The sequence below is a fragment of the Microbacterium sp. NPDC007973 genome (assembly GCF_042958465.1).
GTDB lineage: Bacteria > Actinomycetota > Actinomycetes > Actinomycetales > Microbacteriaceae > Microbacterium > Microbacterium galbum.
The window spans coordinates 307,949-322,036 of sequence record NZ_JBIBJJ010000002.1 but is presented as its reverse complement, the minus strand read 5'-3'; the positions used below and the strand labels follow the sequence as shown (position 1 = coordinate 322,036).

Annotated in this window: 11 protein-coding genes and 2 pseudogenes; 7 read left to right on the top strand and 6 right to left on the bottom strand. The window is 68.1% G+C overall.

All coding sequences use genetic code 11. The features are described 5' to 3' along the window. Positions 1 to 24: 24 nt before the first annotated feature. Positions 25 to 1,125, bottom strand: coding sequence for a hypothetical protein (locus ACFZA2_RS06610; RefSeq protein WP_391402284.1), 1,101 nt, complete (start codon positions 1,123 to 1,125; stop codon positions 25 to 27). 663 nt (positions 1,126 to 1,788) lie between these two features. Between ACFZA2_RS06610 and dnaB the strand changes: the two genes are divergently transcribed. Both dnaB and ACFZA2_RS06600 read left to right on the top strand, forming a co-directional pair. Next, the gene (gene dnaB / locus ACFZA2_RS06605; protein WP_391403403.1) at positions 1,789 to 3,084 is read left to right on the top strand and encodes a replicative DNA helicase; all 1,296 of its coding nucleotides are present in this window, start codon (positions 1,789 to 1,791) and stop codon (positions 3,082 to 3,084) included. Between the two features lie 146 nt (positions 3,085 to 3,230). Continuing rightward, on the top strand, positions 3,231 to 4,760 hold the full coding sequence (locus ACFZA2_RS06600) for a CoA-acylating methylmalonate-semialdehyde dehydrogenase (protein WP_391402281.1): 1,530 nt from the start codon (positions 3,231 to 3,233) through the stop codon (positions 4,758 to 4,760). A 111-nt stretch (positions 4,761 to 4,871) separates the two neighbouring features. Here ACFZA2_RS06600 and ACFZA2_RS06595 read toward each other — a convergent pair whose 3' ends face one another. Further along, positions 4,872 to 6,392, bottom strand: a complete 1,521-nt coding sequence (locus tag ACFZA2_RS06595; protein ID WP_391402278.1) for a PucR family transcriptional regulator — start codon at positions 6,390 to 6,392, stop codon at positions 4,872 to 4,874. A gap of 137 nt (positions 6,393 to 6,529) precedes the next feature. Here ACFZA2_RS06595 and ACFZA2_RS06590 point away from each other — a divergent pair, with 137 nt between their 5' ends. The 3 genes and pseudogenes from ACFZA2_RS06590 (at position 6,530) to ACFZA2_RS06580 (ending at position 9,242) form a co-directional block, all read left to right on the top strand. Next, positions 6,530 to 7,861, top strand: a complete 1,332-nt coding sequence (locus tag ACFZA2_RS06590) for an aspartate aminotransferase family protein (protein ID WP_391402275.1) — start codon at positions 6,530 to 6,532, stop codon at positions 7,859 to 7,861. A gap of 101 nt (positions 7,862 to 7,962) precedes the next feature. After that, a pseudogene (locus ACFZA2_RS06585) lies at positions 7,963 to 8,580 on the top strand (amidase family protein); the annotation flags it as partial. Positions 8,581 to 8,648: 68 nt separating this feature from the next. Continuing rightward, on the top strand, positions 8,649 to 9,242 hold the full coding sequence (locus tag ACFZA2_RS06580; protein ID WP_391402273.1) for an amidase family protein: 594 nt from the start codon (positions 8,649 to 8,651) through the stop codon (positions 9,240 to 9,242). Positions 9,243 to 9,414: 172 nt separating this feature from the next. On the opposite strand, the gene ACFZA2_RS06575 is transcribed toward ACFZA2_RS06580, so the two are convergent. After that, positions 9,415 to 9,993: a hypothetical protein gene (locus tag ACFZA2_RS06575; protein ID WP_391402270.1), complete on the bottom strand. Its 579-nt coding sequence runs from the start codon at positions 9,991 to 9,993 to the stop codon at positions 9,415 to 9,417. On the opposite strand from ACFZA2_RS06575, the gene ACFZA2_RS06570 reads away from it, so the two are divergent. Next, a complete protein-coding gene (locus ACFZA2_RS06570) occupies positions 9,992 to 10,240 on the top strand; it encodes a helix-turn-helix domain-containing protein (protein ID WP_391402267.1) in 249 nt (82 codons plus the stop codon). The two genes, ACFZA2_RS06575 and ACFZA2_RS06570, sit on opposite strands and share 2 nt — an antisense overlap. 121 nt (positions 10,241 to 10,361) lie before the next feature. Beyond that, positions 10,362 to 10,800, top strand: a pseudogene (locus ACFZA2_RS06565) (transcriptional regulator); the annotation flags it as partial. A gap of 156 nt (positions 10,801 to 10,956) precedes the next feature. Here the strand turns inward: ACFZA2_RS06565 and ACFZA2_RS06560 are convergent. Genes ACFZA2_RS06560 through ACFZA2_RS06550 form a run of 3 tightly spaced genes read right to left on the bottom strand, consistent with a single transcriptional unit; the run spans position 10,957 to position 14,083 of the window. Next, positions 10,957 to 11,688, bottom strand: coding sequence for a hypothetical protein (locus ACFZA2_RS06560; protein ID WP_391403424.1), 732 nt, complete (start codon positions 11,686 to 11,688; stop codon positions 10,957 to 10,959). After that, a complete protein-coding gene (locus tag ACFZA2_RS06555) occupies positions 11,679 to 13,541 on the bottom strand; it encodes a class I SAM-dependent DNA methyltransferase (protein WP_391402264.1) in 1,863 nt (620 codons plus the stop codon). The genes ACFZA2_RS06560 and ACFZA2_RS06555 overlap by 10 nt, the downstream gene beginning before the upstream one ends. Further along, positions 13,538 to 14,083 carry a hypothetical protein gene (locus ACFZA2_RS06550; RefSeq protein WP_391402261.1) on the bottom strand — a complete coding sequence of 182 codons (546 nt, stop codon included), beginning with the start codon at positions 14,081 to 14,083 and terminating at the stop codon, positions 13,538 to 13,540. The genes ACFZA2_RS06555 and ACFZA2_RS06550 overlap by 4 nt, the downstream gene beginning before the upstream one ends. Positions 14,084 to 14,088 lie beyond the last annotated feature (5 nt).

Below are 14,088 nucleotides of genomic sequence, written 5' to 3'. Positions count from 1 at the left end.
GTGCGGGGCACGGCGCGACCGTCCTCAGTCAGGAGAGACGTCGGTGGCGAAGACGGGGCTCCCCGGCAGGTCGTCGTCGACGCCGCGGTGGAGAGCGAGCAGCAGCAGCCCGGCGCCGAGTGCGGCGTCGGCGGGCATGGCGAAGGGTGTGGCGGCCGTCGGAGTGCTCCCGGATGCCGATGACGAGGCCGGAACACCCGAGACGACGTCTGCGCCGAGAGGCGCGGGTGCGTCGGCGGGAGTCACGGGGGATGCCGGGGCCGCGGCGGCCTGCGCCGACGGTGCGGAGTACGCGGCCGCGGTGAAGAACGCGGCGGTCTCGCGCGCCTGCGCGGTGAGCGCACCGGTGGGGGCGGCCGGGGAAGCCGTTGCCGATGCGCTCACCGGCATCGGGGGCGCGGTGTCGGCGGCGGGGGTCTCGGCCGGGGGAGTGACGTCTCCGCCGAGATCGACCGGCTCGGCCGGGAACGACGGCGCGGGAACGACCGGGACGACGGGGTCGACCGAGGGCAGCTCGCCCACGATGACGGGGACCGTGCCGTCGACGGCGTCTCCGACGTCGGTGATGACCTCGCCGAGGCCCGTGTCGCCCACGACGGGTCCGACCACCGGGAGCGATTCGACGGTGTCGACGACCGGCTCGACGATCGTGCCGACGACGCCGGAGTCGACGACGTCGGACACGCCCTGCGACGTGTCGGCGACGACGGTGTCGACCGTGTCGAGGGCCCCGCGGGTCACGTCGTCCACGGTGTCGGCGACGGAGCCGGCCGTGTCGGTGACGGTGTCGGTCACCGTGTCGGTGATCACGGCGACCGGGGCCGCCACGGGCTCGGGCAGAGCCTCCGAGGCGGTGTCGGTGACGGATGCCGCAGTGTCGGCGACGTGATCGGTGACCGGTTCGACGACGTCGGTGATCGGCTGGGCGACCTTCTCGACCGTGTCGGTCGCGTCATCGACCGTCGAGGCGATGCCTCCGAGGAGTCCTGATCCGCTGCCGTCATCGGCGGAAGCCGACGACACCGACAGGACGAGCGAGAGGAACGCGAGGGCGAATGCCGCGCAGGCGCCGAGGAGGAGCAGTCGCAGCGTGTGCGACACCCCTCGCTTCGCCATGGCATCCATCGATGCACCCCCAGAGAATCGTCGGCGATTCTGCGCGGGCCACGGTACGCCTGCGGTCGCGGCTCCGAAAGAGGCCGGGTGAAATCCCAGTAGTCGGAGGGTTGCCGCGCGGTGACGGGCGACACGCCGGATGGAAAAAAAGATTTGACAGCGGGGGGCTCGGATCGGTAGTGCTCCGGCGAGTTATCCCCCGAGTTGTACACATGTGGAGTCCCTAGCGCAGAACCTTCAAGGCGAAGTTCACGCAGGTTTTACGCAGGAAACCTGTGGACAGAGATTATCCAGATCAACGTTAGTTTTCGGCTCCAAATTGGCATCCATCCACCGAGTTCTCCACAGTAGTTGTGCACAGACGTGGCGGCGTTTCCCGCAAACTCTCCACAGAGTTATCCACAGGCCTGTTTGCATGTGGGGACCGTGGTATCTAGCGTGGGTCCAGCCCGTCGGGCATCCCGCTCACCAGCCGCGCGCGTCGATGTCGGAACTCCCTGATTCCATGCTGACGAGGTCGTCCCACCCGCAGTGTTTCCGATCCTCCTCACGCGCGCGCGTGGGGCGGTGACGGGGCGTCCGAGCACAGAAGGAGAGCACGTGGCCATCGCCGACATCGCCGAAGACCGTCTCGGAAAAGCACCGCGTCCCGAGCGCACGCCGCCGCACGACATGCTGGCCGAGCAGAGCGCACTGGGCGGCATGCTCCTGTCGAAAGACGCCGTCGCCGATGTGATCGAGACCCTCCGCGGCCCCGACTTCTACGTGCCGAGGCACGAGCTGATCTTCGAGGCCATCCTCACGCTCTACTCGCACGGTGAGCCCACCGACGTCGTCGCCGTGACCGACGAGCTCATCAAGACCGGCGAGCTGCAGCGCGCCGGGGGTGCGGACTACCTCCACACGCTCACCTCGATCGTTCCCACGGCGGCCAACGCCGGCTACTACGCCTCGATCGTGTCGGAGCGCGCCATGCTGCGCCGCCTCGTCGAGGCCGGCACGCGCATCGTGCAGATGGGTTACGCCGGCGAGGGCGACCCGGTCGAGCTCGTGAACAGCGCGCAGGCCGAAATCTACAACGTCTCGGGCGACGACAGCGCCGAGGACTATATCCCCCTGACGGTGGCGGTGGATGCCGCGGTCGACGAGATCGAGGCCGCTCGCGGTCGCGACGGGTCGATGACCGGCATCCCCACCGGCTTCGCCGGACTCGACCAACTCACCAACGGCCTGCACCCCGGTCAGATGATCGTGCTCGCCGCGCGTCCCGCGATGGGTAAGTCGACGCTCGCGCTCGACTTCGCCCGCGCCGCCGCGATCAAGTCGAACGCCCCGTGCATCTTCTTCTCGCTCGAGATGGGGCGCAGCGAGATCGCCATGCGTCTGCTGAGCGCCGAGGGGGCCATCCCGCTGCAGAGCATGCGCAAGGGAACCCTCGACTCCCGCGACTGGACGACCGTCGCCGCCACCCGTGGTCGCATCAACGACGCTCCCCTCTACATCGACGACAGCCCGAACATGACGCTGGTCGAGATCCGCGCGAAGTGCCGTCGCCTGAAGCAGCGCGAGGGTCTGAAGATGGTCGTCATCGACTACCTGCAGCTGCTCACCAGCGGAAAGCGCGTCGAGTCGCGCCAGCAGGAGGTCAGTGAGTTCTCGCGCGCGCTCAAGCTGATGGCGAAGGAGCTGCAGGTTCCCGTCATCGCGCTGTCGCAGCTGAACCGTGGCGCCGAGCAGCGCGCCGACAAGAAGCCGGCCCTGTCCGACCTCCGCGAGTCGGGCTCGATCGAGCAGGATGCCGACATGGTGGTGCTGCTGCACCGCGAGGCGGCCTACGAGAAGGACTCCCCGCGCGCCGGCGAGGCCGACCTCATCGTCGCGAAGCATCGTAACGGTCCGACCGACACGATCACGGTGGCGTTCCAGGGTCACTACTCACGCTTCGCCGACATGGCGCCGGGGATGTGAGACCCCGCCACGGGTGACTGTAGCCACGACTCCTGCCGATCTGTCGATCCGCACCACGACGAATCGACCTCTCGGCAGACCACCCGCATACGACGCCGACGTACTGTCTCCCTTGCGCCCGCCGGCGCCGAACGGAGGAGAACAGCATGGTCAGTGAGTCGCTCGTCGACGTCGCGGTGGTTTCGCACTGGATCGATGGCGCGGAACGCCCCTCGACCTCGGGACGCACCGCGCCCGTGTACAACCCCGCCACCGGCGCCGTTCAGGCGGAGGTTGCTCTGGCCGACCAGGCCGAGATCGACGAGGCCATCGCCTCGGCGGAGCGCGGCTTCCGCGAGTGGTCGCAGTACTCGATCGCGAAGCGGCAGTCGGTGCTGTTCGCGTTCCGCGAGCTGCTGAACGCCCGCAAGCCCGAGCTCGCCCGCCTCATCACCAGCGAACACGGCAAGGTCGTCTCCGACGCGATGGGCGAGATCCTGCGCGGCCAGGAGGTCGTCGAGCTCGCGACCGGCTTCCCGCACCTCATCAAGGGCGCGTACAGCGAGAACGCCTCCACCGGCGTCGACGTCTACTCCCTCAAGCAGCCGCTCGGCGTGGTCGGGGTCATCTCGCCGTTCAACTTCCCGGTCATGGTGCCGCTGTGGTTCGTCCCGATCGCGCTGGCCGCCGGCAACGCGGTCGTGCTCAAGCCGAGCGAGAAGGACCCGTCCGCAGCTCTCTGGATCGCGAAGCTCTGGAAGGAAGCCGGTCTCCCCGACGGCGCCTTCACCGTGCTGCAGGGCGACAAGCTCGCCGTCGACGGTCTGCTCAGCAGCCCCGTCGTGCAGTCCATCTCGTGCGTGGGCTCGACGCCCATCGCGCAGTACATCTACGAGACCGCCTCGAAGCACGGCAAGCGCGTGCAGGCGCTGGGTGGCGCGAAGAACCACATGCTCGTCCTCCCGGATGCCGACCTCGACCTCGTGGCCGACTCGGCCGTCAACGCCGGGTACGGCGCGGCGGGCGAGCGCTGCATGGCCATCAGCGTCGTGCTCGCGGTCGAGCCCGTCGCCGACGACCTCGTCGCGAAGATCAGCGAGCGCATCGCGAAGCTCCGCATCGGCAACGGTGCCGGGACCGATGGCGCGGAGCCCGACATGGGTCCGCTCATCACCGACGTGCACCGCAATAAGGTGTCGTCGTACGTCGACATCGCCGAGGCCGACGGGGCGAAGATCGTCGTCGACGGCCGCGGCTTCACCGTCGACGGGCACGAGGACGGCTTCTTCTTCGGACCGACCCTCATCGACGGCATGCCCACGACCTCGCGGGCCTACACGGAGGAGATCTTCGGACCCGTCCTCTCGATCGTGCGCGTCTCGTCGTACGAAGAGGGTCTCGAGCTCATCAACAGTGGAGAGTTCGGCAACGGCACCGCGATCTTCACCAACGACGGGGGAGCCGCGCGGCGGTTCCAGAACGAAGTGCAGGTCGGCATGATCGGCATCAACGTGCCCATCCCCGTCCCCGTGGCCTACCACTCGTTCGGCGGGTGGAAGAAGTCGCTCTTCGGCGACGCGAAGGCCTACGGCGTGCACGGCTTCGACTTCTTCACGCGTGAGAAGGCCGTCACGAGCCGCTGGCTCGACCCCGCCACCCACGGCGGCATCAACCTGGGCTTCCCGCAGAACAGCTGAGCTCCCTCTCTTCCCGCGTGAGGGGTCATCGTTTGTCGCCTGGGACGCGCCAGAGCGACAGATCTTGACCCCTCACGCGCGAGGGTGTCGAGTGAACGGCCGCGGCATCCGTCACTCCGCCGTGAGGCGCAGGGCGTTCCAGAGCTCGGAGCGTCCCCCGAAGGTGTCGAGGTCGAGGCCGAGGCGGTGCGCCGCCCCGTCGACGCGGTGCCGCAGGGTGTGGCGATGGATGCCGAGGGCCCCCGCTGCCGTTCCCCACGAGCCGTTGTGCTCGAGCCAGACCTCCAGCATGCGCCGCAGGTCGGGGTCGTCGTCGAGGGGGAGCAGCATGCGGCGCGCGACGTCGTGGGCGCGCGTCTGCTCGAGGTGGCCGAGGATGCCCGATCCGGCGAGCTCGTCGAAGAAGACGATGGGCTGTCGGGCCGAGGCCCGCTCCTGCGCCCGCCGTGCTTCGCCGAGCGCCGCGGCGATCTGGTCCCAGCCCACGCGCGACGACACGCCTCCCGTCGGGCGATGAGGGGCCGCGGCGGCGAACAGTCCCGCGTCGTCGCCGTCGGTGTACACCGCGACGACGTGGTCGCCCTGCTGCGCGAAGAAGAGCGCTCCGGGCCGCTTCTCGGCGAGCACCTCGAGGGCGGGGATCAGCGGGTGGGAGTCGAGGGTCCGCTCTGAATCGCGCACGTCGAGCCGGGCGACGCGGAGCGGGGCCGGAGGCAGCCGACCCCAGAGGTGCTTGACCGTGTCGCCGGCGACGTCGGTGACGCCCGCGGCGAGGAGCTCCAGGATGCCGCTGCGCAGACGTCGACGCGCGCTGTCGAGGGTGCTGCTCTGCTCGAGTGAGATGCTCGCGAGCGCGATGACGCTGTCGACGAGGTCTTGGCGGGCGCGGTCGAAGGGGCCGTTCGAGATGCCGACGGCCAGCACGCCGCGGAGGGTGCCGTGCTGCCCGAGGGTCTGCAGGGTGACCTCGCCCACCCCGCCGAGGCTGACGCGGGCGGCCGCGGCGCGTCGTCCGGCGAGGGCGGCGGCGACCGCTTCGCGCACCGGCTCGTCGAGCGCGGCGGGGATCCCCGTGGTCTCGGGGACGAGCACGAGGGCACCGGAGGCGTCGAAGAGGGCGACCCACGTCTCCAGGGCGCGTTCGAGTTCGCGCAGGATGGCGCTGAGCCCGTCGGGTCGGAGCGCGGCGCGCGCGACCCGGCGTTGCGCGAGCAGCGAGCGTTCCAGGCGTGCCCGCTCGTCGGCCGCGGTCGCGTCGGAGACGGCCTTGATCAGGCCCATGAAGGGCGTCTGGCGCGAGACCTCGATCAGCGGCATCCCGAGCCGATCGCACGCGGTGACCAGCTCGGGCGGCACCCGCTCGAGAAGGATGCCGACCGAGACGCCCAGGGCGCGCACGTCGAGGGCGACGAGGCGCTCGACGTAGTCGTCGACCGGGGCACTGTGCGGCGGGAGGAACGGGGCGCCGTCGGTGAGCAGCAGGCCGCCGGGTTCGAGCCAGGGGGTGGGGTCGGGCAGGTCGGAGTTGTGCGCCCACCGCAGGGGCGCGTCGAGGGCGGCGTCGTCGACGGCGGCCAGGGGCGTCAGCCGGAACGACGGCTCGGCCATGAGGGAACGCAGGTCGGCGGGCACGCGGGGCCTTCCTCTCGGGATGCGGTTCGGGGTGCCGGATGGTCGAAGAAGCGGTCCTGCGAACGACATACCGGCATCCCATGTTCGCACTCCCGTCGTGATGATGGAGGCAACCGCATCCGATCACCGGAGGACCCATGACGTTCGTCGCCGACCCCCTCACCTCTCGTAGCAACGCCGACATCTCGCAGGCCGACCGCAGCCGGGTCTTCCACTCGTGGTCGGCGCAGGGAGCGCTCGCGCCGATGCCGATCGTCTCGGGGTCCGGGTCGGTCGTGTGGGACGCCGAGGGCAACGAGTACCTCGACTTCTCGAGCCAGCTCGTGAACGTCAACATCGGTCATCAGCATCCGAAGGTCGTCGCGGCGATCCGCGAGCAGGCCGAGCTGCTCACCACCGTGGCCCCCGCGCACGCCAACGCGACGCGCGCCCGCGCGGCCGAGATGATCTGCGAGCTCGCGCCCGAGGGCTTCGAGAAGGTCTTCTTCACGAACGGCGGGGCGGATGCCAACGAGAACGCGATCCGCATGGCGCGCCTGGTCACCGGTCGCGACAAGGTCATCTCGCGCTACCGCTCGTACCACGGCAACACGGGGGCGGCGATCGTCGCGACGGGCGACTGGCGTCGCATCCCCAACGAGTACGCGCGCGGTCACGTGCACGTGTTCGGCCCCTACCTCTACCGCTCGGAGTTCTGGGCGACCACCGAAGAGGAGGAGTGCGCCCGCGCGCTGCACCACCTCGAGCGCGTCATCCAGGCCGAGGGTGCCTCGACGATCGCGGCGATCCTGCTCGAGACCGTGCCCGGCACGGCGGGCATCATGACGCCGCCGAAGGGCTACCTCGCCGGCGTGCGTGAGATCTGCGACCGGTACGGCATCGTCATGATCCTCGACGAGGTCATGGCCGGCTTCGGCCGCACGGGGGAGTGGTTCGCGTTCCACGCGCACGACGTCACGCCCGACCTCATCACCTTCGCCAAGGGCGTCAACTCCGGGTACGTGCCGGTGGGTGGGGTCATCATCTCGGATGCCATCGCCCACCACTTCGACGACACGGTGTTCCCCGGGGGTCTGACGTACTCGGGTCACCCGCTCGCCGCGGCGAGCATCGTCGCCGCCCTCGGCGCGATGCGCGAGGAGGGCATCGTCGACAACGCCAAGCGCATCGGCGCCGAGGTCATCGGCCCGCGCCTCGCCGAGCTCGCCGAGCGCCACGAGATCGTCGGAGAGGTGCGCGGCAGCGGCGTGTTCTGGGCGATCGAACTCGTCTCCGACCGCGAGACCCGCACGCCCGTCACGCCCGCGACAATGGGCGCCATCAAGGCCGCCCTGCTGAGCCGCGGCCTGCTGCCCTTCATCGCCGACAACCGCATCCACGTGGTGCCGCCGTGCGTGGTGACCGACGACGAGGCGCGGCGGGGGCTCGATGTTATTGATGCGGTGCTTGCGGAGGTTGGGCGTGGGTGAGGCGGGTGTGACGCCGGCCTGAGCTCACGGGCGTTGAACCGCTGGTCACGCTGAACAGACGGCCGGGCGTGGGCCGCGCTCCCGTCTGAGCGGCTGAGTCGGTGCTCGCCGACATCGCCGCCCGCAACCCCAAGATCAACGCCTTCACCGACCTCGACCCCGCCCAGGTGCTCCAGGATGCCGAAGCCTCCGCCGCCCGGTGGGAGCGCGGCGAGCAGCGGGGACCGCTCGACGGCGTGCCGGTCACGGTGAAGGAGAACTTCGTACGCGCCGGCATCGCGGCGCACGCGGGTGTCGCCGGTACCGCCGGCGTGATCCCCGAGCGCGACTCGCCCGCCGTGGAGCGCCTGCTCGAGCAGGGCGCGGTCATCGTCGGTTCCACGACCATGCCCGACTGGGGCATGCTCTCGTCGGGGGTGTCGAGTTTGTCGGGCATCACCCGCAGCCCGTGGAACCCGGAGTGGACCGTCGGCGGTTCGAGCTCGGGTGCGGGAGCGGCTGCCGCGGCGGGATTCGGCGCCGTGCACCTGGGAACCGACATCGGCGGCTCGGTGCGCCTGCCCACCGCACGGACGGGGGTGGCGATCCTCAAGCCCAGTAACGGCCGCATTCCGCTCGACAACCCGTACTTCGGTCGCTCGGCGGGCCCGCTGGCCCGCACGGTCGCCGACGTGGCACTCGGCATACACGCCGTCGCGCGCCCCGACGAGCGCGACTACACCTCGCTTCCGGATGCCGACATCGACGGGTTCGACCTCGACACCGACGTGCGGGCCGCCGTATCGCCGTGCACATCGACCCGGGCGCGGGCATGCCCGTCGACCCCGAGGTTCGGGCGGCGGTGCTGCGGGCGGCGGACCTCTTCTCGGATGCCGGGGCCGAGGTCGTGGAACTGCCGGCGTTCATCGACGACGGCATCTTGCGCGACATCGACGACCTCTGGCGCATCCGCTTCTGGCGCACCTACCTGGGCCTGTCGCACGAGGCGAAGATCGCCGTGCTGCCGTACATCGCCGACTGGGTGCACCCCGGTTCCGACATGACCGGCCGCCGCGCCCTCGAGGCCTACGAGACGTTCGGCGACCTGCAGAAGCGCACCGTCGCGGCGACGTCGGCGTTCGACGGCGTGCTCGCCCCGGTCGCGCCGGTGGCCGCGTTCCCCGCCGAGTGGCCTATGCCGTGGGGCTTCGACGCGAGCGAGGCGATGTCGCACATCGCGTCCACGCTGCCGTACAACATGTCGGGTCAGCCGGCGTCGTCGGTGAACTGCGGGTTCACTTCGGATGGGCGGCCGATCGGGTTGCAGATCTCGGGGCGGCGGTTCGCGGATCTGGAGATGCTGCAGTTGACGGCGTGGTACGAGGCGGCGCGGCCGGCGTAGGCGACGCCGGTGTTTCCGGGCTGAGCATTGGGGGGGCGGATGCCGTGGGCTCGCGTGACGGGGCGGGCCGCTGTGTCCGTTCCACTGGCGGCTGCCGGTGGGGGAGTCAGCCGCCCGGTGATGCCGCGGTCTCCCGCTTCGGCGAGGGGCCGCGGTGTTTGTGAAGCCGGGGTCAGGGCTGCCAGAACCCCACCACGCACAGTAGCCGCGTCTCGTCGTCGGCATCCGCGGGCGGTTCGATCGCGGGCGGGAACACGCCCCACTGCCGCCACTCATCGGCGTGCGGAACGACGTGCTCGTTGAGCCCGTCAATGAGTTCGGGGGAGAGGTGGAACGGGATGCCGAAGTGCTTCGCGATCGAGTACGCCTGGAACGCGCGGTACGTCGCCATGTGCGCGAAACCCTCGGCCGCGGGGTAGTCGCCGTACGTGAACCGGAATGTCTCGGCGACCTCGCCCGTGCGCACGGCAGCGGTGGCTCTGTCGTGGAGCGCGTCGTAGGAGGCGATCGGGTCGTCGCCGAGCAAATCGGCGTCGGCGTACGGGTCGCCGTCGACGGCGGCGCGCCCGGCGATCACGTCGGGGATCCATGCTTCGTCGTAGGCATGTCGACCCAGGATGCCGAGCAGCGTCGGCGACTCGAGCTGGCTCCACTCCTTCGGAATAGGGGCCGAGAAGTTGGCGGGGTCCATCTGGTCGACGACCTCGCGCAGTGCGGTGTCGGAGAGGAGGAAGAGTTCATCCGGTTTCATGGCGCCGACCGTACTCCCGGGCACCGACACGGAACAGTCCGGCGTTCGCGCGACGGGACGGGTGTCGAGCGAGTTTGGCGACTTTCTGCGGAGTCGTCGGGATGCCGAGACTCCCGAGGTGGCGGGGGTGTCGTCGTGGGGGCAGCGGCGAGTTCCGGGGTTGCGGCGCGAGGAGTTGGCGCAGATTGCGGGGATCTCGGTGAACTACTACACGCGGCTCGAGCAGGGGCAGTCGTCGAACGAGTGACGCGATCATCGAGGCGCTCGCGCGGGCGCTCGACCTCGACGACGACGAGCGGGTGCATCTGTATGAGCTGGCGCGTCCGGTTCCGGCGCGGCGGAAGCGCGTGACGCGCGCGGAGGTGGCGATGCCCGGGGCGTTGGCGCTGCTCGCGTCGATGCCGTCGGTGCCGGCGCTGCTGCTGGGGCGGCGAAATGACGTGCTCGCATGGAACACGCTCGGGCATGCGCTGGTGGCGGGGCATCTGGCGTTCACGGATCCGGATGATCCGGCGACGCGTCCGAACCAGATGCGCCTGCTGTTCCTCGACCGGCACACGCGCGAGCTGCATCGTGACTGGGCGGATGATCCGGCGTCGGCCGTGGCGTCGCTGCGGTATGTGGCGGGGCAGTGCGCTCGCCGAGCTCGTGGGGGAGTTGTCGATGAACAGTCGGGAGTTCGCGCGCCTGTGGGCCAAGCACGACGTGCGATTGTGTTCGAGCGGAACGAAGCGGCTACATCACCCGCAGGTGGGCGACCTCGACCTGCACTACGAGGTGCTGCACCTGCCCGACGGCAACGGCCAGCGGCTGCTGACGCACACGGCGGCGGTGGGGAGTTCGGCGGCGGATACGCTGGCGCTGTTGATTGAGAGGGCGACATCGGTGGGGCATCGCCGCGCACAGTGCACCCCTCTGACGTGCAAAGAGCGAGCGCTAACCCGCGGTGTGAGCGCCCGCCTGTCAGTCCGCCGCGGGAAATTCGGACAGGAACTCAGTCCACCCCTGCGCCTCGCGATCCTCGGCCTGTTTGCGGAGCGCTTGAGCCTCCGCTCGCGCGGCCCTGACATCTGTAAGTGCGCGTGTCGCGGCTTCATCGCTCAGGACGGGGAACCTGAAACGACGGATATCGTCCTCTGTAACAGCGGTCTGTCCGCTCGCGCCCGATTCGGACCTCTGAAACTGAAGTTGACCAAGGGGTGATGCGAGTAGGTGTACAAGCAGACCCGGTTCGATGCCGACTGGGCGCAATATAGCGACGTGAGAATCGACGGCGTACAAACCGTCGAGGTCGAATAGCGCAGCCTTCCCAATGCTCGTCCCGCCATCGACGGTGAGCAACACGTCATCCGCACGCGGGCGTCGAACGCTATCCGTGCCGTAGTCCACGGACAGAGCTATCCGACACGCGCGCTCGTCGATTGCGAGCGACTGAATGGCCATCGTCGTGATGACCCTAACGCCCTCGTCGAGGCCGTCGACGTAGTTCGGCTGCGCCCCTTTCACCACCGGCGCAGGCAGCATGTCCCCTAGCAGGAAGTGATCGATGCCCTCGATCCACTTGTCGAATAGGGCGAAACGTTCTTCGGCCTGCTTTGCGTCGAGGCGAAAGGTGTGGCTGGCCGCGACGTCCGCGAGGGTTCGGCGTCCAATGCGGGGAGCTGGCGCCCGCGTGAACTTGTCGGCTAGCGCCACGTCACGTCCCTTCGGATGTAGTCGATCACAGTGCTCGGGTTGTCAGCGTCGATGACAGTCGTCGCCGCACCATCCGCTCGGTGGAGGTTCGCGACATGAGTCCCGCTGCCGTCAACAAAGGAGATCAACTGATTCGGTCTAGTGCGCTCGCCTCGCTTCGACAGTTTGTAGCCGACCTCTTCGACCCCGTACACCGGCCAGGAGTAGTCGAGGTCGGCCGCCATCCGCGCCAGAACTGCCTGCGTAATCAGCGGCCCGATGCCGGAACTGGTCAGGAACTCCGTGTAGTGCTTCACAGCTGGCGCAGCGTCGGACATCCCCGGCGGGAGGTCATATGTCAGTACTGTGGGATTCTTCCCGCGCTTCCGAATGAACGCGCCCCCCGGAATCGCGCCGTCGAGAGCCCTGTCCAGCGCATCCTTGACCGACGCTGCCGTCGCGTTGGCACGCTTCCCAGCCTCGCGCGCTGCACGCTTAGCATCTGCGATCGCATCCTCCACCGTTTTCCGCGCCGTCTCGGCGCGGGCGTCCCAGTCTGCTATCTCGGCACCGGTCTTTTTCTGCGCGAAGAGCAAACTGGTAAGAGTCGGCGTTTCAACAAACAAATTGCGAGGAAGTGATACGACCGCCCGGACGTGGAAGAATCGCAATAGCAGCATGCGTGTCTCACGGTGCTCCGCGGCGTTCAGCAGACTCTCCGGTACCACAACGCCGAGCCGCCCGTTTGGTCGGAGCAGCTGAGCGTAGCGCTCAAGAAAAAGAGCCTCAGACGACGCGTGCCCTAAAGAGAAGGTCTTGCTGACGGTGCGATGCGTTTCCGGCGCGAGGGTGATACCGAACGGTGGATTCGTTACCACCACGTCAAACTGCTCAGACACATCCTCTCTATAGGCGGACGGGGGGACAGAGCGGCGGGCTTCCGCCGCAGGCGCGAACCGCGTGTCCGGCGCGACCCCCAGGGACTGCAGCGAGTCCCACTTGAAGATGTGAGCCGACCCGTCGCCGTGCAGCACCATGTTCACCTTCGTGGTGATGGCCATGACGAATTTGGGGTCAGACCCATACACGAAATCCTTCGCCCACTCATTCGGATTCGAGTCCGATAGATGATGATCGAAGTAGCGCTGATCGTCCTGAGTCTCGACGAGAGCGGTCCGATTGTCGCGGATAGCCGACGACATCATTTGCATCGCTCGAAGAAGGAACGCACCAGACCCGCATGAAGGGTCGATCAGGTACGGCATTCGGTTGTTCGGATGGTTCGCCCCACGCCAGGTCTCTTGCGTCAGCCCCGTCAGGTCGATCGCTTCAAGCATGAAAGCGACCAAATTGGAGTGCGTGAAGTACATCCCCTTGTCCTGCTTGAAGCCCGCGCGAACGATCTCCTCGAAAAAGGCTCCGATGATGTCACCGTGAAGGGCGGCGCCCCGGGTGATCGCGACACCCTGCAGCCCTTTCACGACGGACTTAACGCGCTCCGGTGCAAAGAGCTTGCTGTCGAGGCGATCACCGCCTGCGCTATCGATGTACGCCTTGTAGGCGGCTTCGTAGAGCGTTGCGACGCGCGCGAAGAGTGATTGCGCAGTCTCTTCACGCCCGGCCCGTTGGAGCACTTGGAAGACATAGGGCTCACCTTTGCGCCGCTGTCGCTCGTCATAGATCTTGGCCAGCAGCAGCTTTACAACGTGCGCGAAAACTTCGGTGTCGGCATGCTCGGCGAAGAACTCGCTGTGGAAAGCGTTCGCGATGGCTCGAAAGTCCGCCGTGGTGGCGGAGTCATCGAGCTCGCGGTTCGTCGATCCCTTCGCGAAAGGAGAAAAGGAAGGGAGTTGGTAGTTGGCGGGGAACGTCACGTCGAAGGCCTCCCCACTGCGTTCCAGCGTTCGAACGACTTGTGCGCTCCGTAGTCGATGGTGATGCACTCGATGTCCGCAACCTGCGGCTTCACCGTCGCGTAGACCAATAGGGATGGTGCAAGAAGTGGAGCGGTGTCGAAGAGTTGCTTCTCGATCAGGGGATCGGTATCGGGCTTGTACTCATCCGGCGACTTGAACTCCCACATCGCGAACACAGTCTCAGACCCATCTTCTTCGAGGTAGTAGAGGACCAAGTCCACCTGAGCACGCGAAGCGGAGGGCCGACCGATACTGTGACCCTGTTCGATGTACATACGTTCCGGGCTATAGCCATAGCGTCCCGAACACAGCAGCGCGATCGCGAGCGCGCGAGCGAGCTCCTCAGGGTCCGCGTTGCGGTGTCTCGTCTCGCCGGAACGGATCTGCTCTGAGTAGTGAATCTGGCGCACCCCCTGCACCTCGGAGACGCTCACTACGCGCTGATCCGGGTCGACGGACCGGATAGCTTCCACAAACCACGCCCGGTCAGCCTCGCTCATCGCCA